Source organism: Streptomyces coacervatus (genome assembly GCF_029223485.1).
GTDB classification, from domain to species: domain Bacteria; phylum Actinomycetota; class Actinomycetes; order Streptomycetales; family Streptomycetaceae; genus Streptomyces; species Streptomyces coacervatus.
Map to the genome: position 1 here is coordinate 125,425 of NZ_JARHTP010000005.1, position 24,997 is coordinate 150,421.

29 protein-coding genes and 1 tRNA gene are annotated in these 24,997 nt (G+C 68.2%); 22 read left to right on the forward strand and 8 right to left on the reverse strand.

Going from position 1 to position 24,997, the window contains the following annotated elements:
- Positions 1-52 precede the first annotated feature (52 nt).
- Positions 53-685, forward strand: a complete 633-nt coding sequence (locus tag P2Q00_RS14230) for an RDD family protein (protein WP_275772846.1) — start codon at positions 53-55, stop codon at positions 683-685.
- Positions 686-694: 9 nt separating this feature from the next.
- Here P2Q00_RS14230 and P2Q00_RS14235 read toward each other — a convergent pair whose 3' ends face one another.
- Complete coding sequence (locus tag P2Q00_RS14235) at positions 695-979, reverse strand: hypothetical protein (protein WP_275772847.1); 285 nt, start codon at positions 977-979, stop codon at positions 695-697.
- Between the two features lie 333 nt (positions 980-1,312).
- Here P2Q00_RS14235 and P2Q00_RS14240 point away from each other — a divergent pair, with 333 nt between their 5' ends.
- Positions 1,313-3,673 carry an immune inhibitor A domain-containing protein gene (locus P2Q00_RS14240; protein ID WP_275772848.1) on the forward strand — a complete coding sequence of 787 codons (2,361 nt, stop codon included), beginning with the start codon at positions 1,313-1,315 and terminating at the stop codon, positions 3,671-3,673.
- 133 nt (positions 3,674-3,806) lie between these two features.
- A complete protein-coding gene (locus tag P2Q00_RS14245; protein WP_275772849.1) occupies positions 3,807-4,151 on the forward strand; it encodes a hypothetical protein in 345 nt (114 codons plus the stop codon).
- A gap of 39 nt (positions 4,152-4,190) precedes the next feature.
- On the opposite strand, the gene P2Q00_RS14250 is transcribed toward P2Q00_RS14245, so the two are convergent.
- Both P2Q00_RS14250 and P2Q00_RS14255 read right to left on the reverse strand, forming a co-directional pair.
- Complete coding sequence (locus P2Q00_RS14250) at positions 4,191-4,781, reverse strand: isochorismatase family protein (RefSeq protein WP_275772850.1); 591 nt, start codon at positions 4,779-4,781, stop codon at positions 4,191-4,193.
- 155 nt (positions 4,782-4,936) lie between these two features.
- Positions 4,937-6,274: a nicotinate phosphoribosyltransferase gene (locus P2Q00_RS14255; RefSeq protein ID WP_275772851.1), complete on the reverse strand. Its 1,338-nt coding sequence runs from the start codon at positions 6,272-6,274 to the stop codon at positions 4,937-4,939.
- A 58-nt stretch (positions 6,275-6,332) separates the two neighbouring features.
- On the opposite strand from P2Q00_RS14255, the gene clpS reads away from it, so the two are divergent.
- From clpS to P2Q00_RS14285, 7 genes are all read left to right on the forward strand, one after another.
- Entirely contained in the window at positions 6,333-6,650 is a 318-nt protein-coding gene (gene clpS / locus P2Q00_RS14260; RefSeq protein ID WP_275772852.1) for an ATP-dependent Clp protease adapter ClpS, read from the forward strand.
- A 12-nt stretch (positions 6,651-6,662) separates the two neighbouring features.
- Complete coding sequence (locus tag P2Q00_RS14265; RefSeq protein ID WP_275772853.1) at positions 6,663-7,265, forward strand: DUF2017 domain-containing protein; 603 nt, start codon at positions 6,663-6,665, stop codon at positions 7,263-7,265.
- 337 nt (positions 7,266-7,602) lie between these two features.
- Positions 7,603-9,036 carry an amino acid permease gene (locus tag P2Q00_RS14270; RefSeq protein ID WP_275772854.1) on the forward strand — a complete coding sequence of 478 codons (1,434 nt, stop codon included), beginning with the start codon at positions 7,603-7,605 and terminating at the stop codon, positions 9,034-9,036.
- 103 nt (positions 9,037-9,139) lie between these two features.
- Positions 9,140-9,562: a M67 family metallopeptidase gene (locus P2Q00_RS14275; protein ID WP_275772855.1), complete on the forward strand. Its 423-nt coding sequence runs from the start codon at positions 9,140-9,142 to the stop codon at positions 9,560-9,562.
- A 79-nt stretch (positions 9,563-9,641) separates the two neighbouring features.
- Positions 9,642-9,743 (forward strand): putative leader peptide, encoded by a 102-nt coding sequence (locus P2Q00_RS50765; RefSeq protein WP_311736770.1) that lies wholly within the window; start codon positions 9,642-9,644, stop codon positions 9,741-9,743.
- 105 nt (positions 9,744-9,848) lie between these two features.
- Positions 9,849-10,127, forward strand: coding sequence for a MoaD/ThiS family protein (locus P2Q00_RS14280; protein ID WP_275772856.1), 279 nt, complete (start codon positions 9,849-9,851; stop codon positions 10,125-10,127).
- Positions 10,128-10,132: 5 nt separating this feature from the next.
- On the forward strand, positions 10,133-11,083 hold the full coding sequence (locus tag P2Q00_RS14285; RefSeq protein WP_275772857.1) for a PLP-dependent cysteine synthase family protein: 951 nt from the start codon (positions 10,133-10,135) through the stop codon (positions 11,081-11,083).
- A gap of 91 nt (positions 11,084-11,174) precedes the next feature.
- Here P2Q00_RS14285 and P2Q00_RS14290 read toward each other — a convergent pair whose 3' ends face one another.
- Positions 11,175-11,630 (reverse strand): type II toxin-antitoxin system PemK/MazF family toxin, encoded by a 456-nt coding sequence (locus tag P2Q00_RS14290; RefSeq protein WP_275772858.1) that lies wholly within the window; start codon positions 11,628-11,630, stop codon positions 11,175-11,177.
- A gap of 233 nt (positions 11,631-11,863) precedes the next feature.
- On the opposite strand from P2Q00_RS14290, the gene P2Q00_RS14295 reads away from it, so the two are divergent.
- The gene (locus P2Q00_RS14295) at positions 11,864-12,616 is read left to right on the forward strand and encodes an MBL fold metallo-hydrolase (RefSeq protein WP_275772859.1); all 753 of its coding nucleotides are present in this window, start codon (positions 11,864-11,866) and stop codon (positions 12,614-12,616) included.
- 88 nt (positions 12,617-12,704) lie between these two features.
- Here the strand turns inward: P2Q00_RS14295 and P2Q00_RS14300 are convergent, their stop codons facing one another.
- The gene (locus tag P2Q00_RS14300) at positions 12,705-13,970 is read right to left on the reverse strand and encodes a PTS transporter subunit EIIC (protein ID WP_275772860.1); all 1,266 of its coding nucleotides are present in this window, start codon (positions 13,968-13,970) and stop codon (positions 12,705-12,707) included.
- A 686-nt stretch (positions 13,971-14,656) separates the two neighbouring features.
- Here P2Q00_RS14300 and P2Q00_RS14305 point away from each other — a divergent pair.
- The 4 genes from P2Q00_RS14305 to rdgB all read left to right on the forward strand — a co-directional run bounded on the left by P2Q00_RS14305 (position 14,657) and on the right by rdgB (position 16,937).
- Positions 14,657-14,890 (forward strand): PTS sugar transporter subunit IIB, encoded by a 234-nt coding sequence (locus P2Q00_RS14305; RefSeq protein ID WP_048583244.1) that lies wholly within the window; start codon positions 14,657-14,659, stop codon positions 14,888-14,890.
- A 97-nt stretch (positions 14,891-14,987) separates the two neighbouring features.
- A complete protein-coding gene (gene rph / locus P2Q00_RS14310) occupies positions 14,988-15,725 on the forward strand; it encodes a ribonuclease PH (RefSeq protein WP_275772861.1) in 738 nt (245 codons plus the stop codon).
- Between the two features lie 147 nt (positions 15,726-15,872).
- Positions 15,873-16,298 (forward strand): hypothetical protein, encoded by a 426-nt coding sequence (locus tag P2Q00_RS14315; protein WP_275772862.1) that lies wholly within the window; start codon positions 15,873-15,875, stop codon positions 16,296-16,298.
- A 33-nt stretch (positions 16,299-16,331) separates the two neighbouring features.
- Positions 16,332-16,937, forward strand: coding sequence for an RdgB/HAM1 family non-canonical purine NTP pyrophosphatase (rdgB, locus tag P2Q00_RS14320; RefSeq protein ID WP_275772863.1), 606 nt, complete (start codon positions 16,332-16,334; stop codon positions 16,935-16,937).
- Positions 16,938-16,941: 4 nt separating this feature from the next.
- Here the strand turns inward: rdgB and P2Q00_RS14325 are convergent.
- Together P2Q00_RS14325 and bcp are read right to left on the reverse strand one after the other, a co-directional pair.
- Positions 16,942-17,028, reverse strand: a tRNA-Leu gene (locus P2Q00_RS14325).
- A gap of 39 nt (positions 17,029-17,067) precedes the next feature.
- Positions 17,068-17,535 (reverse strand): thioredoxin-dependent thiol peroxidase, encoded by a 468-nt coding sequence (gene bcp / locus P2Q00_RS14330; RefSeq protein ID WP_275772864.1) that lies wholly within the window; start codon positions 17,533-17,535, stop codon positions 17,068-17,070.
- 114 nt (positions 17,536-17,649) lie between these two features.
- Between bcp and P2Q00_RS14335 the strand changes: the two genes are divergently transcribed.
- The 3 genes from P2Q00_RS14335 to P2Q00_RS14345 all read left to right on the forward strand — a co-directional run bounded on the left by P2Q00_RS14335 (position 17,650) and on the right by P2Q00_RS14345 (position 18,876).
- The gene (locus tag P2Q00_RS14335) at positions 17,650-17,979 is read left to right on the forward strand and encodes a DUF3618 domain-containing protein (protein ID WP_275772865.1); all 330 of its coding nucleotides are present in this window, start codon (positions 17,650-17,652) and stop codon (positions 17,977-17,979) included.
- Between the two features lie 101 nt (positions 17,980-18,080).
- Positions 18,081-18,383 (forward strand): GroES family chaperonin, encoded by a 303-nt coding sequence (locus P2Q00_RS14340; protein ID WP_425579629.1) that lies wholly within the window; start codon positions 18,081-18,083, stop codon positions 18,381-18,383.
- Positions 18,384-18,555: 172 nt separating this feature from the next.
- Positions 18,556-18,876, forward strand: a complete 321-nt coding sequence (locus P2Q00_RS14345; protein WP_275772867.1) for a DMT family transporter — start codon at positions 18,556-18,558, stop codon at positions 18,874-18,876.
- Between the two features lie 14 nt (positions 18,877-18,890).
- On the opposite strand, the gene P2Q00_RS14350 is transcribed toward P2Q00_RS14345, so the two are convergent.
- On the reverse strand, positions 18,891-21,290 hold the full coding sequence (locus tag P2Q00_RS14350; protein ID WP_275772868.1) for a transglycosylase domain-containing protein: 2,400 nt from the start codon (positions 21,288-21,290) through the stop codon (positions 18,891-18,893).
- Positions 21,291-21,493: 203 nt separating this feature from the next.
- Between P2Q00_RS14350 and P2Q00_RS14355 the strand changes: the two genes are divergently transcribed.
- The 4 genes from P2Q00_RS14355 to P2Q00_RS14370 are packed head-to-tail and all read left to right on the forward strand — an operon-like array spanning position 21,494 to position 24,982.
- Positions 21,494-22,294 (forward strand): ABC transporter permease, encoded by an 801-nt coding sequence (locus P2Q00_RS14355; RefSeq protein WP_275772869.1) that lies wholly within the window; start codon positions 21,494-21,496, stop codon positions 22,292-22,294.
- 49 nt (positions 22,295-22,343) lie between these two features.
- Positions 22,344-23,108, forward strand: a complete 765-nt coding sequence (locus P2Q00_RS14360; RefSeq protein ID WP_275773168.1) for an ABC transporter permease — start codon at positions 22,344-22,346, stop codon at positions 23,106-23,108.
- A gap of 6 nt (positions 23,109-23,114) precedes the next feature.
- Positions 23,115-24,137 (forward strand): ABC transporter ATP-binding protein, encoded by a 1,023-nt coding sequence (locus P2Q00_RS14365; protein ID WP_275772870.1) that lies wholly within the window; start codon positions 23,115-23,117, stop codon positions 24,135-24,137.
- A gap of 32 nt (positions 24,138-24,169) precedes the next feature.
- Entirely contained in the window at positions 24,170-24,982 is an 813-nt protein-coding gene (locus P2Q00_RS14370) for a DUF1707 SHOCT-like domain-containing protein (RefSeq protein ID WP_275772871.1), read from the forward strand.
- Positions 24,983-24,997 lie beyond the last annotated feature (15 nt).

Here is a 24,997-nt window from a genome sequence, read left to right on the forward strand (position 1 = left end):
GGACGGCCGTTCGCCGGATGCGGAGCCGGAGGGTTCGCGGTCCACTCGGGCCATGAGCAGCGAACCGCCCCCCGGATCCGGCGGGCCGCCGGAAGACGACCCGTTCAGGAAGCAGCCCCCTCCTGGCCAGGGGTCGGGCTCACCGTACGACGCGCCGGAAGGCGGCGGGCAACCCCCGCCGTACGGCGGCGGTGACGCTTACGGCGGCGTCCCGTACCCCAGCGACCCCCTCGCCGGGATGCCCCCGCTCGCCGACAGCGGCAGGCGCACCCTGGCCAGGATCATCGACCTGATCCTCGTGGGCATCGTCGTCTGGCTGCTGACCTGGGCCTTCAATGTGCACGAGTACGACGTGAACGCCGACAAGGTCTCCTACGCCAAGTCCTTCGGGCAGTCGGTGATCGCCGCCGTGCTCTACATGGGCTACGACACGTATCTGATCAGCAAGTCGGGACAGACGCTCGGCAAGAAGTGGCTGAACATGCGGGTGGCCGACCTCGAAAACGGCTCCACGCCCTCCGTGCAGACCTCGCTGGCCCGCGCGGCGGTGCTGTGGATCCCGTTCGCGTTCTGCTGCGCGTGCATCTGGACCGCGATCGCGGGCGGCTGGAGCTACTTCGACCGGCCGTACAAGCAGGGCCTGCACGACAAGGCCGCCAAGACCGTTGTGGTCAGCACCAGTTGAGGCGGAGGTTCAGGATGCGGCGCGCTCGTGCACCGGCTCGGCGGCCACCGCGGCGACCGAGGCCGGTACAGGGGTCTCCTCCTGGGCCGCCGCGGCGGGCTGCTGAACCGCGACGATCCTCGGCTTCGGCACCGGGGCCGTCATGGCGACCAGGAGTCCGAGAGCGAGTGCCGCGAAGGCGATGACCGCGATCCCCACGCCCGAACTCGTCTGCGACAGCAGCAGCATGGCGAGCGTCGAGAAGATCACGGTGCACGAACCGTAGACGAGCTGGGCGGGCGTCGGACGAGGCATGGCAATCGTGTCCTCGGAAGTGGGGGTACACGGGGGTGTCGGCCTGGTTTTCTGCCGATTTCCGGGCAGTCCGCCAACCGACTCTAATCGCGTGCATGCCCGAGTGGAACGAACGGTAAGCGTGACCTAACCAACAGTGCCGGTGCACAGGGGGCGCACGGAGTCATGGCGTCCATCAAGTGGACGTTCGAACGCGCCGGTCAGGGTGTCCGTAAAGCGAACACCGGATCCGCATAGTGCAGTTGTCCTGTTCAAGTCAAGGTCTGTCTTTTCTTACTGCCTTCTAGTCAAATTGCGTCACTTGACTTGCCACCTTGACCAAGAGGAATTCAAGTGACCCCAAAACCCTGGACGTTCAGAGCAGCCGCGGTCGGTGTCGCGCTCGCAGCCGCCACCGCCACGTTCTCGACGTTCGCCGTGGCCCAGGCCGCCGGCCCCGCCAAGACCGCCTCAAGTGACCGCCATGACCCGGCGGCGGTCAAGAGCATGCAGAGCGACGACCTCGACGGTCCGCTCTCCAAGACCCGGGATGCCCAGCGCCAGGAGGCCCTGAACCAGGTCATATCCGGCAAGGCCCAGGTCAAGGACCGGGGCGGTTCGCAGGTCGTCCAGCTCGGGGGGAAGAAGAAGGGCGACCGCAAGTACGTGGAACTGGGACGGGAGAAGACCGACAAGATCTTCACCATCCTGGTCGAGTTCGGCGACAAGACCGACAGCACGTACGGCGGCACGGCGGGCCCGGCGCACAATCAGATAGCCCAGCCCGACCGCACGAAGGACAACTCGACCGCCTGGCAGGCGGACTACAACCAGCAGCACTTCCAGGACCTCTACTTCGGCACCGGCAGCAACGTCGAGTCGATGAAGAAGTTCTACGAGAAGCAGTCCTCGGGCCGCTACTCGGTGGACGGCGAGGTCGCCGACTGGGTCAAGGTCCCCTACAACGAGGCCCGTTACGGCAACAACGCCTGCGGCTCCACCAACTGCCCGAGCGTGTGGAACGTCGTCAGCGACGGCGTGAACGCGTGGGTCGCCCAGCAGAAGGCGGCCGGCAAGTCCGACGCCGACATCAAGGCGGAGCTGGCGAAGTTCGACCAGTGGGACCGCTACGACTACGACGGCGACGGCAACTTCAACGAGCCCGACGGCTACATAGACCACTTCCAGATCGTGCACGCCGGCGAGGACGAGTCCGCGGGCGGCGGCGCCCAGGGCAAGGACGCGATCTGGGCGCACCGCTGGTACGCGTTCGGCTCCGACAAGGGCAGCACCGGCCCCGCGAACAACAAGCTGGGCGGCGCGCAGATCGGCGACTCCGGCATCTGGGTCGGTGACTACACCATCCAGCCGGAGAACGGCGGACTCGGCGTCTTCGCCCACGAGTACGGTCACGACCTGGGCCTGCCGGACCACTACGACACCACCAACGCCGGTGAGAACTCGACCGGTTTCTGGACGCTGATGTCCAACGGGTCCTGGCTCGGCCGCGGCGAGGACACCATCGGCGATCTGCCGGGCAACTTCAACGCCTGGGACAAGCTGCAGCTGGGCTGGCTGAACTACGACACGGCGAAGGCCGCGACCAGGTCGAAGCGCAAGCTGGGCGTCGCCGAGTACAACACCAAGAACAAGCAGGCGCTGGTGGTCTCGCTGCCCGACAAGGCGGTCACCACCGACGTGGTCACCCCGGCGCAGGGCTCCACCCAGTGGTGGAGCGGCAGCGGCAACGACCTGAAGAACACGCTGACCCGGCCGGTCGACCTCACAGGCAAGTCCAAGGCCACCCTCACCCTGGACGGCTACTACGACACCGAGGCCAACTTCGACTACCTCTACACCGAGGTGTCGACCGACGGCGGCGCCAACTGGACCCCGATCGACGGCACGGTGGACGGCAAGGCCATCCCGCGCGACGGCAGCGGCAAACCGGCGCTGACGGGCACGGTCGACGGCTACAAGAAACTGTCGTACCCGCTGGACGCCTATGCGGGCAAGAAGATCGACCTGCGCTTCCGCTACGAGACCGACAGCGGTGTGGCGCAGAAGGGCTTCGCGGCCGACGAGATCACGGTCACCGCGGACGGCACGGCGCTCTTCTCCGACAACGCCGAGAGCGCGGACCCGGGTTGGACCGCCACCGGCTTCTCCCGCATCGGCGCGTCCTTCACCAAGGACTACAAGCAGTACTACATCGCCGAGAACCGCCAGTACGTGTCGTACGACAGGACGTTGAGGGTCGGCCCGTACAACTTCGGCTTCTCGACGACCCGTCCCAACTGGGTGGAGCACTACCCGTACCAGAACGGCCTGTTGATCTGGAAGTGGGACACCTCCCAGCAGGACAACAACACCAGCCAGCACCCCGGTGCCGGCCTGGTCCTGCCCATCGACTCGCACCCGACGCCGCTGAAGTGGTCCGACGGGACGCTGATGCGCAGCCGTATCCAGTCCTACGACTCGCCGTTCAGCCTGTACCGCACGGACGGCATCACGGTGCACAACGCGGACGTCGAGACCCTGATCCCGTCGTCGAAGGGGGTGCCGGTCTTCAACGACCACACCAGCACCTACTACGACGACTCGACGCCCTTCGCCGGTGTCAAGATCACTGACACCAACACCAAGATCAAGATCGTCAGGGAGGCCAAGGACGGCTCGACGATCAAGGTCGAGGTGGGCCCTGCGGTGAAGTAGTCGGTATTTGCGCAGGTCAGAAGCGTATCGGCGGTGACCCCTTGGCGGGTCGCCGCCGATCGTGTTTAGGTGCGTCCTGTGCTTCCCTTATTGACACCGACATCGACGCCGACTCGCACGGGGGTGTGACTGCATGGCCGCAGGAGGTTTCTGCAAGCTGCCGACAGGCAGCGTGGTGGTGGCACTGAACCTGCCCACGCCCACCGCCCACGGCACGGGCTGCGTACGCGTCCTCGTGCACGCCCAGAACCGGGCGCGCGCCCTGACCAGGCTGCGCAATCTGGGCATGCGGGCGGTCTACCTGCGCGGCAACGCCGCCCCGCCGACCCCCGACGAGATCACCGCGGTCCTGCACCACCCCGACGGCCTCATATGGCGCACGGCACCTGACAACGGTGTCGTGCCCGGCCCGGAGCTCCCCCAGGAGCTGTGGCACCCCATCAGGGCCCTGAAACGGCGCCCGGCGGCCCCGGCGTGAGCCAGGGCGGGCCGGGCAGGTTCTAGGGCCTTTGCGGCCCTAGGCGACCACGGGCTTCCCGGAGAGCTCCACGCCCGCCTCCCGCAGTTCCTCCAGCGCCCGCTCGGTGGTGCCCTCGGCCACCCCGGCGGTCAGGTCGAGCAGCACCTGGGTGCGGAAGCCCTCCCGGGCGGCGTCCAGGGCGGTGGCGCGTACGCAGTGGTCGGTGGCGATCCCGACGACGTCCACCTCGCCGACCTCCCTGGCGCGCAGCCAGTCGCCGAGCTTCATGCCGTTCTCGTCGGCCCCTTCGAACCCGCTGTACGCCGCCGCGTACGCCCCCTTGTCGAAGACGGCGTCGATCGCCCCGGAGGCGACGGCGGGCGCGAAGTTCGGGTGGAAGCCGACGCCCTCGGTGCCCGCGACGCAGTGCGCGGGCCAGGAGTGCCGGAAGTCGGGGTTGTCGGCGAAGTGGCCGCCGGGTGCGATGTGGTGGTCGCGGGTGGCCACCACATGCTGGTAGCCGGAGCCGCCCGCCTGCCCGATCAGCTCGGTGATGGCGGCGGCCACATCGGCACCACCGGCCACGGCGAGGCTGCCCCCCTCGCAGAAGTCGTTCTGCACGTCAACGACGATCAAGGCGCGGCGCATGGTGAGTGTCCTTCTCGACGACGGGGTCGGGGGAGGGGTGCGGGCCCGGCCATTGAACTTCCGAGCCTATTGATTTCCCGGGCGATGCGGGAGGGGTCGTCACGGGGCGTATCCGGCGGCACCTGCATTAGCTACCCGAGCGCCCGCGCACGTACTCAACTCACCTGTACGTACTCGGTCGGAATGACCGGTTCGCCCCGCGACAGCTGGGTCGCCGACAGCGGCAGATTGGCGCGCGCGGCCGTGTGCCGGTCGCGTACGACGTCCAGCGGCTCGCGGGCCACGACGTCGCCGCCCTTGACCAGCTCGACGAGCAGCTGCCGGTCGGCGAGCTCGGTCGGGACGGCTCCCGTGCCGACGACCTCGGCCTCCGCGACCCCGTCCGCGTCCAGGCGCCGCGCGGCCCACTTGCGGCCCCCGATGGACGTCTTGCCGCCGCTGGACTTCTTCGCGACCGGCACCAGCGGCGCGTTCGGATCGGCGGACTCGGCACGCGCGACCAGCTTGTACACCATCGAGCAGGTCGGATGCCCGGACCCGGTCACCAGCTGCGTACCGACGCCGTACGCGTCCACGGGCGCCGCGGCCAGCGAGGCGATGGCGTACTCGTCGAGGTCCGAGGTCACGATGATCTTCGTCCTGGTGGCGCCCAGCTCGTCCAGCTGCTGCCGCACCCGGTGCGCGACCAGCAGCAGGTCGCCGGAGTCGATGCGTACGGCGCCGAGCTCGGGCCCGGCCACCTCGACGGCCATCCGGACGGCCTCGGCGACGTCGTACGTGTCCACGAGCAGGGTGGTGCCCCGGCCCAGCGAGTTCACCTGGGCCTGGAAGGCGTCCCGCTCGCGGTCGTGGAGCAGGGTGAAGGCGTGGGCGGAGGTGCCGACGGTGGGGATGTTGTAGCGGAAGCCGGCCGCGAGGTCCGAGGTGGAGGCGAAGCCGCCGAGGTAGGCGGCGCGGGAGGCGGCGACGGCCGCGAGTTCATGGGTGCGCCGGGCGCCCATCTCGATCAGCGGGCGGTGCCCGGCGGCCGAGGACATGCGGGAGGCGGCCGCGGCGATCGCGGAGTCGTGGTTGAGGATGGAGAGGATCACCGTCTCCAGCAGCACGCACTCGGCGAAGGAGCCCTCCACCCGCATGATCGGCGAGCCGGGGAAGTACACCTCGCCCTCGGGGTAGCCCCACACGTCACCGGAGAACCGGTAGGAGGCGAGCCACTCCAGGGTGGCCTCGTCGACGATGCCGCGCTCACTCAGGAAGCCCAGGACGTCCGCGTCGAAACGGAAGTTCTCCACGGCGTCCAGGACCCGCCCGGTACCCGCCACCACGCCGTAGCGCCGCCCGTCGGGCAGCCGCCGGGTGAAGACCTCGAAGACGCTTCGCCGTTCGGCGGTACCGGCCCTGAGGGCGGCCTGCAGCATCGTGAGCTCGTACTGGTCCGTGAAGAGCGCCGTCGAGGGAACGTCCACCGGCAGCCCAAGGTCCGCTGTGTTCATGGCAACGATGCTAACACCCCTTCGCGTCAGTGTGACGATTTGTGGGGCCCGTGGCAGCATGGGCTGTGTGACGTCACCCGCTCCCCTTGAGATCGAACGCACCGAATCGGCGGAGGAGGTCTTCGCCGTACCCGAGCCGGACGTCCCCTGGGTCACGATCGTGCACAACGACCCCGTCAACCTCATGAGCTATGTGACGTACGTCTTCCAGACGTACTTCGGCTACACCAAGGACAAGGCCACCAAGCTCATGCTCGATGTCCACCACAAGGGCCGGGCGGTCGTCTCCAGCGGCTCTCGCGAGGAGATGGAACGCGACGTGCAGGCCATGCACGGCTACGGTCTGTGGGCCACCCTCCAGCAGGACCGGAAGTAGCGACTGACCCTGATGCCAGGACACTTCGAACCGCTCCCCGGCGGCGGCGCGGCCGTCGCCCTCGACGACGTCGAGATCTCCATCATCCGGTCGCTGGCCGTCCAGCTGCTGGAACTCATCGGCCCCGGACCGGGCGAGGACGCCCCCGACGACCCGCTGGCCGAGCTCTTCGCCGAAGGGCCGAGCGAGCCGCCCAAGGATCCTGTCCTGCGACGGCTCTTCCCCGACGCCTACGGCGACCCCGAGGGCACCCCCGGGCCCAAGGAGGCCGAGGAGCAGCAGGCGCACTCCTCCGAGTTCCGCCGCTACACCGAGAACGACCTGCGCGCCGGCAAGCGCGAGAACGCCCTTGCTGTGGTCCGCTCGCTGGACGCGCTCACGCCGGGCGGCGACGGCGGAGCGGTCCTCGAACTGACCGCCCAGGAGTCCCGCCAGTGGCTGGGCGCCCTCAACGACCTGCGCCTGGCGATCGGCTCCCGCCTGGAGATCACCGACGAGGACGACACCGACCTCCTCTACCGGCTCCCCGACGAGGACCCGCGCAAGCCGATGGTGATGGCGTATCTGTGGCTGGGCGGCCTCCAGGAGACGCTCGTCTCGACCCTGATGGTGTGACCGGATGTCCTGAGATGTGATGGTTTGGTGTTCGCTCAGAGGACGCTCAAATCCGGATAACGATCACGTCACCGCTACGGCCGACTGTGTCCGTTTTCTGTCTCGTCTGTCCCCTTCTCCCTGTGTGATGCGCCACATGTCGCGCAGTCGATCAACATTGCGGCCGTGATAAATCTTCACGACCGCCCGGCGAACACCACCCATGTTTCGGCCGGGTGCGCCACCGAGCCGACGGATCGCCGGCCAGGCACAACGCTCCATCAATCCGGGGGGATCGAGACCCGATCCGGGGCCGACGAGAGGCCCGGGATCGGAATGGAGAAAGGCGCACCACCACATGACCTCCGCTCAGGTCGGCACGGACAAGGCCCCCGAAGGGGCCGAAGAGGGGTACGAGCGAGGGCTCGGCAGCCGTCAGGTCCAGATGATCGCGATCGGCGGCGCCATCGGCGTCGGCCTTTTCCTGGGCGCCGGGGCGAACATCGCCAAGGCCGGCCCCAGCCTCATCTTCATGTACGCCCTTGCAGGCGTGATCATCTTCTTCATCATGCGGGCGCTCGGCGAGCTGCTCCTCTACCGCCCGGTCTCGGGCTCCTTCGCGGAGTACTCCCGCGAGTTCCTCGGCCCGTTCTTCGGCTACTTCACCGCCTGGACGTACTGGCTGATGTGGGTCGTGACCGGAATGGCCGAGCTGACGGCCGCCGCGATCTACGTCCACTACTGGTTCCCGCACGTCCCGCGATGGACGACGGCCCTGGTCTTCCTGGTGATCCTTTTCGGGGTCAACCTGATCTCCGTGAAGCTCTTCGGCGAGCTGGAGTTCTGGTTCTCGATGGTCAAGGTCACCGCCCTGATCGGCATGATCGTGATCGGCCTGGGCGTCCTCACCTTCGGCTTCAGCGCCGCCGGTGACACCGCCTCTGTCGCCAACCTCTGGCAGTTCGACGGCTTCTTCCCCAAGGGTGTCGGCTCGTCCCTGATGACCCTGCAGGGCGTCATGTTCGCCTACCTCGCCGTCGAGTTGGTCGGCGTCACGGCCGGCGAGTCCGAGAACCCGGAGAAGACCCTCCCCAAGGCGATCAACACCCTGCCCTGGCGCATCGCGCTGTTCTACGTCGGCGCACTCACCGTCATCCTCTGCGTCGTCAAGTGGACCGAATTCGCGGACGGCGTCAGCCCCTTCGTGAAGGCGTTCGCGCTGATCGGCATCCCGGCCGGCGCGGGCATCGTCAACTTCGTCGTCCTGACCGCGGCCCTGTCCTCCTGCAACTCGGGCATGTACTCCACGGGCCGCATGCTGCGCACGCTCGCCGACAACGGCGAGGCCCCGCGCGCCTTCTCCAGGCTGTCGGCCTCCAAGACCCCTGCCCTCGGCATCACGGTCTCTGTCGCCTTCATGGGCATCGGCGTGGTCCTCAACTACATCGTCCCGGAGAAGGCCTTCGGCTATGTCACCTCGGTGGCCACCGCGGCCGGCATCTGGACCTGGCTGATGATCCTGATCAGCCATGTTCTCTACCGCCGTGCGGTCGTCGCGGGCCGACTGCCCGCCTCGTCCTTCCCGGCACCGGGCGGCGCGGTGTGCTCGTACATCGCGATCGTGTTCCTGCTCTTCGTCACCGGCCTGATCGCCTACGACTCCGACTCCCGCGTCTGCCTCTATGTGATGGCCGGCTGGGCGGTCCTCCTCGGCATCGGCTGGGGGATCCTCAAGGCCCGCAACCCGGAGGTCACCCAGCGGCGCGAGCCGGAGCTGGAGAAGGTCGGCTGACCCCGCTCCACCCTGTTCGGCATCCGGGCCGTTCCGTACCACCCATCGGTACGGAACGGCCCATCTGCTTCTCCTGACGGCCCTCCTGCTTATCCTGACGAACATGCTGACCATCACCCAGGCCCTCGTCGACCAGATCGTCGCCCATGCACGCAAGGACCACCCCGACGAGGCGTGCGGCGTCGTCGCGGGCTCGGCCGCATCCGACCGCCCCGAGCGGTTCATCCCGATGCTGAACGCGGCCATGTCGCCCACGTTCTACGAGTTCGACTCGGGCGACCTGCTCAAGCTCTACCGCGAGATGGACGACCGCGACGAGGAGCCGGTGGTCATCTACCACTCCCACACCGCGACCGAGGCCTACCCCTCCCGCACCGACATCTCCTACGCCAACGAGCCCGGCGCGCACTACGTCCTGGTCTCCACCGCGGACACCGACGGCCTCGGCGACTTCCAGTTCCGCTCGTACCGGATCGTCGAGGGCGAGGTCACGGAGGAGGAGGTCAAGGTCGTGGAGTCGTACTGATCTCGAAGCCTGGATGAAATCCGTCCGGAATGTGAGATCACACTCCGGGACCGGGACCGGGAATCGATACGATGAGCGCATGGTTTTCCACGACGTGAGCGACAAGACGCCGGGCATGCTGCTCGTGGCGCGGCTGCACGTCGACCTGTGCAGGCTGCAGAGCGCCATCTGTACGCGCTGACCCCTGCCGCCGTACGGCCGTGAGCCGCGGCGCCTCAGGCACCACATGCTTTACCGCGCTGCCGCGCGCCCACCGACTGACCACTCCCGACAGGAGCCCTGAGCCATGGCCATCGAGGTCCGCATCCCCACCATCCTTCGCACCTACACCGACGGCCAGAAGGCGGTGGAGGGCAACGGGGACACCCTCGCCGAGCTCTTCACCGACCTCGAGACCCGGCATGCGGGCATCCACGCCCGGATCGTGGACAACGGCGAGCTGCGCCGCTTCGTCAACGTCTACCTGAACGACGAGGACGTCCGCTTCCTCGAAGGCATCAACACCAAGGTCGCCGACGGCGACAACGTCACGATCCTGCCGGCCGTGGCCGGCGGCATGGCCTGATCCGCATGCGCTACGACTCTCCGCTGGCCGCGGTGGGCAACACCCCCCTGGTGCGCCTGCCGCGGTTGTCGCCGTCCCAGGACGTCCGCATCTGGGCCAAGCTGGAGGACCGCAACCCGACCGGCTCGGTCAAGGACCGGCCGGCCCTGCACATGATCGAACAGGCGGAGAAGGACGGCCGCCTCACCCCGGGCTGCACGATCCTGGAGCCCACGTCCGGCAACACCGGCATCTCCCTCGCCATGGCCGCGAAGCTCAAGGGCTACCGCATCGTGTGCGTGATGCCCGAGAACACCTCCCAGGAGCGCCGCGACCTGCTCGGCATGTGGGGCGCGGAGATCATTTCCTCCCCGGCGGCGGGCGGCTCCAACACCGCGGTCCGGGTGGCCAAGGAACTCTCGGCCGAGCACCCGGACTGGGTGATGCTCTACCAGTACGGCAACCCGGACAACGCGGGCGCCCACTACGCGACGACCGGCCCCGAGATCCTCGCCGACCTCCCGTCGATCACCCACTTCGTGGCAGGCCTGGGCACGACGGGCACCCTGATGGGCGTCGGCCGCTTCCTGCGCGAGAACAAGCCGGACGTCAAGATCGTCGCCGCGGAACCGCGCTACGACGACCTGGTCTACGGCCTGAGGAACCTCGACGAGGGCTTCGTCCCCGAGCTCTACGACGCCTCCGTCCTCACGACCCGCTTCTCCGTCGGCTCGGCGGACGCGGTCACCCGCACCCGCGAACTCCTCCAGCAGGAGGGCATCTTCGCGGGCGTCTCCACCGGCGCGGCCCTGCACGCGGCAATCGGCGTCGGCAACAAGGCGGTCAAGGCGGGGGAGTCGGCCGACATCGTGTTCGTCGTGGCGGACGGCGGCTGGAAGTACCTCTCGACAGGCGTCTACACGGCGGCCACGACGGAGGAAGCCATCGAAACGTTGCAGGGCCAGCTTTGGGCATGAGCACCCCCTTGTTTTTGTCTTTTAGGGGCGCGGGGAACTGCGCGACCAGCCCCCACCGGCCCGCAGACGGCGAACCGGCCCTCCTGCGGAGCTAGGTGGCCAGGTGACGGACCTGATCCCAAAGGATCGGGTCCACCACACCCACCCGCCGCCGGAACTCCCAAACCGGCACCTCACGAAGCTCATCCGTCTCAAGAAAACTGGCGCGCCCCTGCGCGTCCCCCACCGCACCCGGGGGCAACGGAATCACCCCGGCCCGCTCGTCGTGGTACTTGCTGGTGATCTTCGCGACCACCGCCCGCTCCCCGTGCACCACCAGCACCAGACAGGGCCGGTCCTTGTTCCCGGGCCGGTCCTCGTACGGAACGTTCGCCCACCAGATCTCCGCAGGCTTGGGCCGCCCGCCCCCACCCCGTCCGCCCGGCCGGCCCGGCGGCCGTGTCCGGCGCCCGGCGGGCCGCCGCCCCCGCCCCCAGCCGTCGACGAGCGTGGCGACCAGCGCGAGCAGAATCACCGCGGCGAGCGCGAGCCACCATGACGTGTCCATACGAAGACGTTACCGGCGCACGATCGGCCACGCGCGCCCTCTTTCGAACCCGTGCCCGCCCTCTCACGCCTCACCCGCCCCGCATCCAGCCGAACCGGTGACACCACAGGTGAGTTCGCCCACAACAGCCCTTGCTGGAGGAGCGACCCGACGTTTTGCGCCTTACGCTCGACGGACCGCACGACCCCCGTCTCCTTCCCGGAAAAGTTCCCGCCAGCGGAGGTTTCTGCTTCATGAAGCTCACCGTCGTCGGTTGCTCGGGGTCGTTCCCGTCCGCGGAATCGGCCTGCTCGAGCTACCTCGTAGAGGCCGACGGCTTCCGGCTGCTCCTCGACATGGGCAACGGCGCCCTTGGCGAGCTGCAGCGCCACTGCGGTCTCTACGACCTCGACGCGATCTTCCTCAGCCATCTGCACGCCGACCACTGCATCGACATGTGCGCCTATTTCGTCGCACGCTACTACCGCCACGACGGCGGCCGCTGCGACCCCATCCCGGTCTACGGCCCCGAAGGCACCGAACACCGCCTCACCACGGCCTACGCCGACACCCCCACCGCCTCCTCCATGAGCGAGGTCTTCGACTTCCACACGGTCAAGCCGTCCACGTTCGAGATCGGCCCGTTCACGGTGCACACGGAGCGTGTGGCCCATCCCGTGGAGGCGTACGGCATCCGTGTCGAACACGGGGGGACGTCCCTGACGTACTCCGGCGACACCGGCATCAGCCCCGCACTGGACGAACTCGCCCGCGACACCGACCTGTTCCTGTGCGAGGCCGCGTTCACGCACGGCAAGGAGAACATCCCCGACCTGCACCTCAACGGCCGCGAGGCGGGCGAGACGGCGACCCGGGCGGGCGCCCGGCGCCTGGTCCTGACCCACATCCCGCCGTGGACCGACCCGCAGGTCAACCTGGCGGACGCTCGCGCGGTGTTCGACGGCCCGGTGGAACTTGCGGCACCGAGGCAGTCGTACGAGATCTGAGGCAGTCGTACGAGAGCCGGCTTGCCGATCATGCGGAAGGCTCCCGGAACCGAGGGGTTCCGGGAGCCTTCGTGCGTGTCGGGCAGGCCTACTTGGCCTCCGCCTTCTGCAGTTCCGCCAGTTCCTCGTCGGACTCGCGGCCCGGTGTCGGCAGGTTGAACCTGATGATCGCGAAGCGGAAGATCACGTAGTACAGGACGCCGAAGCACAGGCCCACCAGGATCAGACCCAGCGGGTTGGTCGCGATGCCCCAGTTCAGGCCGAAGTCCACCACGCCCGCCGAGAATCCGAAGCCGTCCTTCATGCCCAGCGCCCAGGTCAGCGCCAGCGAGACACCGGTGAGCACCGCGTGGATGGCGTACAGGACCGGCGCGATGAACATGAACGTGAACTCGATCGGCTCGGTCACACCCGTCACGAACGACGTCAGCGCGATCGAGAACATCATGCCGCCGACCACCTTGCGGCGCTCCGGACGGGCGCAGTGCACGATCGCCAGACAGGCCGCCGGGAGACCGAACATCATGATCGGGAAGAAGCCGGTCATGAACTGGCCCGCGCTCGGGTCGCCCGCCAGGAAGCGCGCGATGTCGCCGCTCTTGCCGTGGTAGTCGCCCGCCTGGAACCACGGGAAGGAGTTCAGCAGGTGGTGCATGCCGATCGGGATCAGCGCACGGTTGGCCACACCGAAGATGCCCGCGCCGACCGCACCCGACTTGACCAGCCACTCACCGAAGCTGTGCAGACCCGTGCCGAGGACCGGCCAGATGTAGCCGAAGACGATGCCGATGACCAGGCCGGCGAAGGCCGAGAGGATCGGGACGAGCCGGCGGCCGCCGAAGAAGCCCGCCCAGTCCGGCAGCTTGGTGCGGTAGAAGCGCTGGTAGAGCAGCGCGACCACAAGGCCCATCACCACACCGCCGAGCACCTTGGCGTCGACCGGTGCGTCCACCATGACGACCTTGCCGTCGACCGCCGTCGCCACCTTCGGCAGGTTCTTGTCGGTGAACGTGCCCAGCACGTTCTTGAAGACCAGGTAGCCGACGACCGCGGCCAGCGCCGTGGAGCCGTCCGACTTCTTGGCGAAGCCGATCGCGATGCCCACGGCGAACAGCAGCGCCATGTTGTCGAGGATCGCGTTGCCGCCCGCCGCCATGAACCCCGCGATCTTCGTGAGGAACGTGGGGAAGGACGGGCGTCCGAGCATGTCCGTATTGCCCAGGCGCACCAGGAGGGCGGCGGCGGGCAGGACGGCCACCGGCAGCATCAGGCTGCGGCCGATACGCTGCAGCACAGCCATCGCGCCGGGGCCCTTCTTCTTCTCGGCCGCGGGAGCGGCGCTGGCCGTGGTCACAACTTCCTCCAGGGGGCAAGACGCAGCCCGGGGACAGGGGAAGAGGAGGGCGGCGTCGCTGATCTGAACACTCAGTGGCCTGAACCACTCAGTGGTGTAGACCTGTGGTGTAGACCTGTTGTAGCACGGTGAAGGCCGGATAAGGAACCCACTGTTTTCTGGTGGGCCGTCAGGGCCGTCAGGCCTTGATGGCGTCCCCCAGGTCACCGCCATCGACACACCCGTCAGCAACGCGTGGATCGCGTACAGCGGCGCATCAGCCCGCCGCCGACAGCGCGAACATCATGATCGGAAGAGGTCTTGGTGAAGTCCGACGGTACCGCGCCCCGTAAGGGGCGCGGGGAACTGCGCGATCAGCCCCCACCGGCCCGCGGGTTCATTGCCGCACTTCCCGCGGAGCGTTTGGCAGCGCCCGGTTCGCGGCACCGAAGACGCCCGAGCCCCATGCGCCCAGACCGTTCAGCCAGTCGCTGAAGTTCTGCGGCCCCTCTGCTGCAGGCCCTGGAACAGGCTGTTCCAGCGCCCCCGGGCAGGGGAGATCTCGGTGCCGGCACTCATGGGTTGGCGACCGCCTGTCGGGTGGTGTAGACCAGTTACGGGCGATACGGCTGCTGTGACGTCATCCTTCGGTACGCACGACGCAATCGCTCGCGAAGATGAGCCAACCGTGCGTAAGGGAGACAGACATGGCCACCAAGGCTGAGAAGATCGTTGCCGGGCTCGGCGGCATCGACAACATCGAAGAGATCGAGGGCTGCATCACCCGGCTCCGCACCGAGGTCAGCGACCCCGCACTGGTCAACGAGACCGCCCTGAAGGCCGCGGGCGCACACGGCGTCGTCAAGATGGGCACCGCGATCCAGGTCGTCATCGGCACCGACGCCGACCCCATCGCGGCGGAGATCGAAGACATGATGTGAACCGATGCGAACCGATGTGAACCGACGCGTTCACTCCTGAGGGCCCCATCCCACCGCGGGAGGGGCCCTTTCCGCCTGTGCGGCTAGGCTCGTCGCCATGTCTCGAATCGACGGCCGCACCCCCGAACAACTCCGCCCGATCACCATCGAACGCGGCTGGAGCAAGCACGCCGAAGGCTCCGTCCTCGTCTCCTTCGGCGACACCAAGGTCTTCTGCACCGCCTCCGTCACCGAAGGCGTCCCTCGCTGGCGCAAGGGCAGTGGCGAGGGCTGGGTCACCGCCGAGTACTCCATGCTGCCCCGCGCCACCAACACCCGCGGCGACCGCGAATCCGTACGCGGCAAGATCGGCGGCCGCACCCACGAGATCAGCCGACTCATCGGCCGCTCGCTGCGCGCGGTCATCGACTACAAGGCACTCGGCGAGAACACCATCGTCCTCGACTGCGACGTGCTCCAGGCCGACGGCGGCACGCGTACGGCAGCGATCACGGGCGCGTATGTGGCGCTGGCCGACGCCGTCTCCTGGGCCCAGGGCAAGAAGCTGATCAAGGCCGGCCGCCAGCCGCTCACCGGCACCGTCTCCGCCGTCTCGGTCGGCATCGTCGGCGGCATCCCCCTCCTGGACCTCTGCTACGAGGAGGACGTGAAGGCCGACACCGACATGAACGTCGTCTGCACCGGTGACGGCCGCTTCGTCGAGGTCCAGGGCACCGCGGAAGCCGAACCCTTCGCCCGCGAAGAGCTCAACTCCCTTCTCGACCTGGCGATTTCGGGCTGCGCAGAACTCGCTGTCCATCAGCGCAAAGCTCTTGATACGGTCCTCGAAAAGTAAAGGACGCACCAAGCGAAACGGCGGCCGGAGGCAACCCCTCCGCCCGCCCGCGCGTCCCTACGAATGCGGGCGCACGGCACACCACCGTGCGCCCGACCAGTACGGGGGGCCTCGCCGCGGGGCCTGGACAAGGGAGGGACCACCGTCATGGCCGTGAGCCGAGGCCGCCGCAGGAGTCGCAGTCTTCGCAGTCGCCGTATCGCCATCGCGCTCACCGCGGTGGCGGCCGTCGGACTGACGGCCGGACTGACCACCGGCTGCGACGCCGTCAACAAGGCCATGGACTGCGTCCAGACCGCCGACACCATCGCCGACAGCGTCACCAACCTCCAGCAGGCCGTCGAAAACGCCTCGAACGACCCCACCCAGCTCGACCAGTCCCTCGCCTCCATCGACAAGAACCTCGACAAGATCGGCGACAAGACCGACAACGCCGACGTCAACAAGGCGGTCGACGACCTGAACAAGGCCGTGGCCAATGTCCGTACGGCGATCAAGAACGGCGACAACACGCCGGACGTCAGCCCGGTCACGGACGCGGCGGGCGAACTGACCAAGGTCTGCACCTCATAAAGTCCCCTGTGGGGCGCGCCGTACTGTTGCCCCATGACGACGCGCTTGATCCTCGCCACCCGCAACGCCGGAAAGATCACCGAGCTCAGGGCGATCCTCGCCGAAGCAGGACTTGCTCATGAGCTGGTCGGGGCGGAGGCCTACCCCGACGTCCCCGACGTCAGGGAAACAGGCGTGACGTTCGCCGAGAACGCCCTCCTCAAGGCCCACGCCTTGGCCCAGGCGACGGGCCTGCCAGCCGTCGCCGACGACTCGGGCCTCTGCGTCGACGTCCTGAACGGCGCGCCGGGCATCTTCTCCGCCCGCTGGGCGGGCAAGCACGGCGACGACCGGGCCAACCTGGAACTCCTGCTGGCCCAGCTCGGCGACATCGCGGACGACCACCGGGGAGCGCACTTCGCATGCGCGGCGGCACTGGCACTGCCGGACGGGAGGGAGCGGGTGGTCGAGGGCCAGCTGCGTGGCGTTCTGCGACACGCTCCGGTCGGCACGAACGGCTTCGGGTACGACCCGATCCTCCAGCCGGAGGGGGATTCGCGCACGTGCGCGGAACTGAGCCCCGAGGAGAAGAACGCGATCAGCCATCGGGGCAAGGCGTTCAGGGCGTTGGTGCCGGTGGTGCGGGAGCTGTTGGGCTGAATGCTGGTGCGGCCGGAGGGACTCGAACCCTCACGGGAGTTACCCCACTGGGACCTAAACCCAGCGTGACTGCCAATTCCACCACGGCCGCCTGATACTGCCCGGCCATGCTACTGGCCGGGCAGCCTCGTCAGATCCCCAGGTCCTTGATGATCTTGGCCACGTGGCCTGTCGCCCGCACGTTGTACAGCGCCCGCTCGACCTTGCCCTCCTCGTCCACGACGACCGTCGAGCGGATGACGCCCATGTACGTCTTGCCGTAGTTCTTCTTCTCGCCGTACGCGCCGTACGCCTCGATGACCGTCTTCTCGGGGTCGCCGGCCAGCGTGATCTTCAGGGATTCCTTTTCGCGGAACTTCGCCAGCTTCTCGGGGGCGTCCGGCGAGATGCCGATGACGTCGTAGCCGGCGCCGGTCAGGAGTTCGAGGTTGTCCGTGAAGTCGCAGGCCTGCTTGGTGCAGCCGGGCGTCAGGGCCGCCGGGTAGAAGTAGACGATGACCTTGCGGCCCTTGTGGGCAGCGAGGGATACGTCGTTGCCGTCGGCGTCGGGGAGGGTGAAGTCGGGGGCCACGTCCCCCGGCTGGAGTCGCTCGCTCATCGGACCAGCGTAACCGGGGGTCCTGACAGTGCGGGGGCGGGCGGAACTGACAGACTGTCCAGAACAAGCAGCAACAAGCAGCAACAGGCATCAGCTGACTTCGGAGGCCTTACGGTGGCGGACACGTCGGACACCAGAACCCCGGCGCAGATCGAGGCGGACATCAAGCGCCGCCGCGAAGTGCTGGCCGAGACGCTCGACGAGATCGGGGTGCGGGTGCATCCGAAGACGATCGTCGGGGATGCCAAGGCCAAGGTCGTGTCGAATATCGATCACACCCTGGGGCGGGCCTACGTCGGGGTCAACAAGGCCGTGAGCGATGTGAAGGCGCAGTTCGTGGACGAGGAGGGCGCGCCGCGCATGGAGCGGATCGTGCCCGTGGCTCTTGTCGCCGTGGGGTTTGTCGGGCTGCTGGCCCTGGGCCGGCGAAGGCGGAAGGGCTGACCCGGCGGCGTACGGACGCGGAAAAGGCAGGTAGGTTCGAGGGCGTGAGCGCCAACAGAAATGAGCACGGCAACCCGCAGCACGACAAGCTGCCCATCCGGATGCTGCACGACCGGGTTCTGGTCAAGCAGGACACCGGGGAGGGTGAGCGGCGGTCGGGCGGGGGCATCCTGATTCCCGCCACCGCGGCGGTCGGGCGTCGGCTGGCCTGGGCCGAGGTCGTCGCCGTCGGGCAGAACGTGCGGACCGTGGAGCCGGGCGACCGGGTGCTGTACGACCCCGAGGACCGCGCCGAGGTCGAGGTGCGCGGGGTCGCCTATGTGCTGATGCGTGAGCGCGATCTGCACGCCGTGGCCGCCGACCGGTTCGAGGGGTCCGAGGACACCACGGGTCTCTACCTGTAGATCGACCTGTAGATCGACGGCGAGAAGGGCCGGTGACCATCGTCACCGGCCCTCTTTGCTGCCCGTTTGCTACATTCGAAGGAGCCCGAGCCCGACGAGACGCGCCGTACCGGGACAGCAGGATCAGCAAAGACGACGCACCCCTTGCAACGCCTGTTTCGGAGGTGCCGTCATGGCCTGGGTTCTGCTGCTCGTCGCCGGTCTGCTGGAAGTCGGCTGGTCGATCGGGATGAAGTACACGGACGGGTTCACCCGGCTCGTGCCGAGCGTGTTCACCGGTGCGGGCATCGTCGCCAGCATGGTGTTGCTGTCTTACGCCGCCAAGTCCCTCCCCATCGGTACCGCCTATGGCGTCTGGGTCGGGATCGGGGCGGCCGGTGCGGCGGTGCTCGGGATGGTGGTGCTGGGGGAGCCGGTCACCGCCGCCCGGATCTTCTTCGTGTGTCTGCTGCTGGTCGCCGTGGTGGGGCTGAAGGCGACCTCCGGGCACTAGAGACTGCTGGACCGCTAGGTCACCGGGCCGCCTGTGCCCGCTGTGGCTCCTCCGGTGTCGGTGCCTGTTGTGGTGTCGCCGGTTGTGCCTCCGGTGTCGGTGCCGGCCGTCGTTCCGCCGTCCGTGGTGTCTCCGGTGGTGCCGCCCGTCGAGGTGGTTCCGCCGTCGGTCGTTCCGCCGGTCGTGGTGTTGCCCGTCGTTCCGCCGGTGGTCGGTGTGCCGCCCGTGGTCGTCCCGCCGTTCGTCGTGCCGCCGTTGTTCTGGCCCTGGGTCTGGCCCTGGTTGGCCTGGCCGTTCGTGGTGGGCGTGCCGCCGTTGGTCGTGCCGCCCGTGGTCGGCTGCTGCGGGGGCTCGGTGGTGGCGGGGGGTTCGGTCTCTTCGGCGCCCGGCTGCAGCTGGAGGTCGAAGTCCGTGGCCGGCTTCCCCTTCAGGGCGGCCTTGGTGTACTGCACCCAGACATCGGCGGGCGGGCCGCTGCCGTTGATGCGGGGCAGGCCCAGTGCGCCGTACAGCGGTTTGTGGGCGGCCGTGACCGGGTCCTGGCCCATGACCGAGACGACGGTCGCGAGGTCGGGTGTGTAGCCGGCGAACCACGCGGCCGTGTCCTTCTCCGCGGTGCCGGTCTTGGCGGCGGCGGGGCGGTCCGTGTCCTGGGCGACGGTCGCGGTGCCGTTCTCGACGACGCTCTGGAGGACGGAGGTGGTGGTGTCGGCGGCCTCGCGGCTGACGGCCTTCGAGGTCGTGTCCTTCGGCAGGTCCACGACGTCCTTGCCGTCCTTGGTGATCGAGTCGATCATCGTGTACACGCCGTGCTCGCCGTGGTTGGCGAGCGTCGCATAGGACTCCGCCATGTCGAGGACGCTGGCGGTGTTCACGCCGAGCGCGATCGAGGGCGTCGAGGTCAGGTCGGGGGTGTCGGACGGGACGCCGAGGGCGATCGCCGTCTGCTTCACCTTCTCGGGGCCCACGTCCACGGCCATCTGTGCGTACACCGAGTTGACGGACTTGTCGGTGGCGGTGCGCACGGAGATGTCGCCGTACGAGACCTGGTCCTCGTTCTCCGGCGCGTAGCTGCCGCCGGACCAGCCCTGCACGGGGCGCTGGTTGGTGCCGTCGTAGTAGGTGTTCGGGGTGATGGTCTGGCCGTCCTGCGTGGTGGAGTGGTTCTGGACGGCCGAGGCGAAGACGAAGGGCTTGAAGGTGGAGCCGACCTGGAAGTCGCCGCGGGTCGCGCCGTTCGTGTACTGCTTGACGTAGTCGATTCCGCCGTACATCGCGACGACCTTGCCGGTCTTCGGGTCGACGGAGGCGCCGCCCGCGCGGACGTAGTTGTCGACCTTGTTGTTCTTCTTGTCGAGCTTCTTCATCACCTGGTCGTTGACGGCCTTCACGAAGGCGTTCTGCCTGCTCTTCTGCAGGGTGGTGGTGATGCGGTAGCCGCCTGCTTCGAGGTCGTCCGTGGAGACGATCTTGTTCTTGGTGAGGTAGTCCCTGATCGCGGTGACGATGTAGCCGCGCTGCCCGGACATGCCGGTGGAGGTGGTCTGTTCCTTCGGCATGGGGAACTTGAGGCCGGTCCGCTCGGACTGGGTCAGCCAGCCCTTCTTGACCATGCCGTCGAGGACGTAGTTCCAGCGGGCCACGGCCGCCGCTTTGTTCTCGGGGTGGGCGACGACGTCGTATTCGCTGGGGGCGTTGACGAGGGCGGCGAGGTAGGCCGCGTGGGCCGGGTCGAGGGCGGTGGCGTCCTGGCCGTAGTAGGCCTGGGCGGCGGCCTGGATGCCGTAGGCGTTGCGGCCGAAGTAGCTGGTGTTGAGGTAGCCCTCGAGGATCTGGTCCTTGGACTCCGTGCGGTCCAGCTTGATCGAGATGAAGAACTCCTTCACCTTGCGGGTGACGGTCTGTTCCTGCGCGAGGTAGTAGTTCTTCACGTACTGCTGGGTGATCGTGGAGCCGGACTGCTTGCCCTTGCCGGTGGCGGTGTTCCAGGCGGCGCGCACCATCGCCTTGGGGTCGATCGCGGACTCGGTGTAGAAGTCGCGGTCCTCGGCGGCGAGTACGGCGTGCTGGGCGTTCTTGGAGACCTGGGCGAGGGAGACGTTCTCGCGGTTGATCTCTCCGTCGCGGGCGAGTTGGGAGCCGTCGGCATACAGGTAGACATTGGACTGCTTGGTGGCGAGGGCGTTCGCCGGGGGGATCTTGACCAGGGAGTAGCCGAGGAAGAACAGGCCGATCAGCAGGAGTATGCCGATCACGCAGGTGCCGAGCACCATGCGCCAGGTCGGGATCAGCCGGCGCCAGCCCGTGCGCTTCGGCCGCTTCGGCTTTGTGCCGTCCGGCGGCTGGGGAGCACCTTGTGATTCTCTCGGTGCCCAGCCAGGGGTCGGCTGCTTCGGCTGCGGCTCGTCGCTCATCTTGTGCACGGACTCCTGTTTCGCGTCGTACGTTCCCGTACGCCCTCGTACGCCATTTGCGCCCCCTCTTGAAGACTCTCGCACCATGCGTTCCGTTCCCGGATTGCGGCACGCGTCCGGTCGGGAAAATGCGTGGCGTGCGTCACTGGCAGCGGACTAGGCTCCTGCGCTTCGGTGTCGGGCGGTCCGGGAGGTTGACTCACGTGGGTTCGGGACGGTTGTACGCGGCCGTCGCGATGGGTGGTTTCAGACGGTACGCGACGTATCGGGCGGCTACTGCGGCCGGGGTGTTCACCAACACGGTCTTCGGGTTGATCCTCGTCTACACGTATCTGGCGCTGTGGGACCAGAAACCGCACCTCGGTGGATACGACCAGGCACAGGCTGTCACGTATGTGTGGCTGGGGCAGGCGCTGTTGTCGACGCTGGCGATCGGGGGCAGCGGTGTCGAGGTCGAGCTGATGGAGCGGATCAGGACCGGTGACATCGCGATCGATCTCTACCGGCCGGCGGATCTCCAACTGTGGTGGCTGGCGGCCGACTTGGGGCGGGCACTGTTTCAGCTTCTCGGGCGCGGCGTGATCCCGTTCGCGTTCGGCGCGCTGGTGTTTCCGGTGGCGCTGCCGCGCGACTGGGGGAGCTGGGCTGCGTTCACGGTGGCCGTGCTGCTCGGGATGGCGGTCAGTTTCGGTATCCGCTATCTGGTCGCGCTGCTCACGTTCTGGCTGATGGACGGTACGGGCATGACGCACATGACGATGCTGGCGGGGTTCTTCTGTTCGGGGATGGTGCTGCCGCTGAATGTGTTCCCGGGCGCGCTCGGCGATGTCGTACGGGATCTTCCGTGGTCGGCGCTGTTGCAGAAGCCGGCGGACGTGCTGCTGGGGGAGGCCGATCCGTGGAGCACGTTCGCCTTCCAGGGGGCGTGGGCGGTGGCATTGCTGGTGGCCGGGCGGATGGTGCAGTCGGTGGCGACGCGGAGGGTGGTCGTTCAGGGTGGCTGAGGTGGGCCGGGTGGTGGACGGGCTGCGCGCCTACCGTCTGATCGGTGCGATGTGGATCCGCTCCACGATGGCGTACCGCGCGTCCTTCGCGATGACGACGATCGCGAACTTCGCGGTGACCGGGCTGGACTTCGTCGCGATCCTGCTGATGTTCTCGCGGATCGATGTGCTCGGCGGGTGGCCGCTGCCCGAAGTGGCCTTTCTGTACGGCCTGTCGTGCGTGGCGTTCGGTCTCGCGGATCTGGCGATCGGCTCGATGGAGCGGCTGGGGCAGCGGGTGCGCGACGGCACGCTGGACACCCTGTTGGTGCGTCCGGCGCCCGTGCTGGCGCAGGTGGCGGCCGACCGGTTCGCGCTGCGCCGGCTCGGCCGGATCACTCAGGGGGCGCTGGTGCTCGGGTATGCGCTGGGCACCGTCGACATCGCCTGGACCCCGCTGAAGGTGCTGCTGATGCCGGTGATCGTGCTGAGCGGCGCGGGGATCTTCTGCGCGGTGTTCGTGGCCGGTGCGGCGTTCCAGTTCGTGGCGCAGGACGCGTCCGAGGTGCAGAACGCGTTCACATACGGCGGGACGACGATGTTGCAGTACCCGCCGACCGTGTTTGGCAAGGAGCTGGTGCGCGGGGTGACGTTCCTGCTGCCGTTGTCCTTCGTCAACTGGCTGCCCGCCGCCTATCTGCTGGGGCGGCCGGTCCCGCTCGGTCTGCCGCGGTGGGTGGCTTTCGTGTCGCCGCTGGTGGCGGTGGCCTGCTGTGCGCTGTCCGGGCTGGCATGGCGGGCGGGGCTCAGGTCGTATCGGAGTACAGGGAGCTAGCGGACAGTGGACAACGACCTCGTGGACAGCGACTGCACGGACACCGACTTCATCGAACTCGACCATGTCGAGAAGGTCTTCGACGTACGCAAGAAGACCGGCTTCCTCAGGCGTGAGCGTCGGCAGGTGCGGGCCGTCGACGGCATCTCCTTCACCGTGGCGCGCGGCGAGATGGTCGGCTACATCGGGCCGAACGGCGCCGGAAAGTCGACGACGATCAAGATGCTGACCGGGATCCTGACCCCGAGCGGCGGCCGGCTGCGGGTCGCGGGCATCGACCCCTCCCGTGAGCGCACCCGCCTGGCTCACCGCATCGGGGTGGTGTTCGGGCAGCGTACGACGTTGTGGTGGGACCTGCCGCTGATCGACTCGTACAAGCTGATGCACCGCATGTACCGGATCCCGGACGCCCGTTACCGCGAGAACCTCGACCGCTGCGTCGAACTCCTCGAACTGGGCGAGCTGTTGGACGTCCCCGTACGGCAGCTGTCGCTGGGCCAGCGGATGCGCGGGGACATCGCGGCGGCGCTGCTGCACGACCCCGAGGTGCTGTACCTCGACGAGCCGACGATCGGGCTGGACGTCATCTCCAAGGCCAAAGTGCGCGGATTCCTGCGGGAGTTGAACGCCGAGCGCGGCACGACCGTCCTGCTGACCACCCACGACCTGCAGGACATCGAGCAGCTGTGCTCGCGGGTGATGGTCATCGACCACGGGCGGCTCATGTACGACGGTGCGCTCGCCGGGCTGCACGAGGTGGGGGAGAGCGAACGCACCCTGGTGGTGGACCTGGAGCGGGAGACGGCGCCGATCGACGCGGCGCCCGCGCGGGTGGTGAAGGTGGAGGGGCCGCGGCAGTGGCTGGCGTTCCCGGCGGGCGAGTCGGCGGCGGCGCTGGTGGCGCGGATCGCGGCGGAGTATCCGCTGGTGGATCTCTCGGTACGGGAGCCGGACATCGAGGCGGTGATCGCCAAGATGTATGCGGGCACGGGCACGGGCTCGGGACAGGCCGAGAAAGCGGCCTCGTAGCCTCCGGACGGGTGAACTCGTAGGCTGCTTGTATGACCGACGACGCCGCAGTCCCGGAGCTTCGCGCATCCGACGCCGATCGTGAACGAGTCGCCGAGGTCCTGCGGGACGCCCTCGCGGAGGGGCGTCTCGACATGGAGGAGTTCGAGGAGCGGCTGGAGGCCACCTACAAGGCGCGGACATACGGCGAGCTGACGCCGATCACCCGTGATCTGCCGGCCGCCGGGGTCACGCCGCCTCCTGTGGTGTCGCTGGTCAAGGAGCCTGTGCAGAGCGGGAGTTGGGCGGGGCGGATCGTCGGCGGCGAGGGGTCGTCGACGTGGGCGGTCGCCGTGATGTCGGGGTTCCAGCGCAAGGGGCGCTGGACCGTGCCGAAGGTCTTCAACTGCTTCGCCTTCTGGGGCGGCGGGGAGATCGATCTGCGCGAGGCGAACTTCGCGGACCACGAGGTCGAGATCAACTGCGTCGCGATCATGGGCGGGATGAACATCATCGTGCCGCCGGGTGTCGAGGTCGTCGTGCGCGGCATCGGGATCATGGGCGGGTTCGACCACAGCGAGGAGGGCGTACCGGGGGAGCCCGGGGCGCCGCGGGTGATCGTGAACGGCTTCGCCTTCTGGGGCGGTGTCGGCATCGAGCGCAAGGTGACCAAGGAGGAGCGGCGCCGCCTGAAGGAGGAGCGCCGCCAGGGGAAGCTGGACCGCGGGGCCGGGCACCCGCTGGGCGAGGGGTTCGGGGACCACCGGCGGATGCTGGAGGAGCACCGCGAGTGGCGGCGCGATATGCACGAGCAGCGGCGCGAGCGGCACCGGGAGCGGCGGGACAGGCGCCGTTACGGCGACTAGTGAACCGGCGGTGGG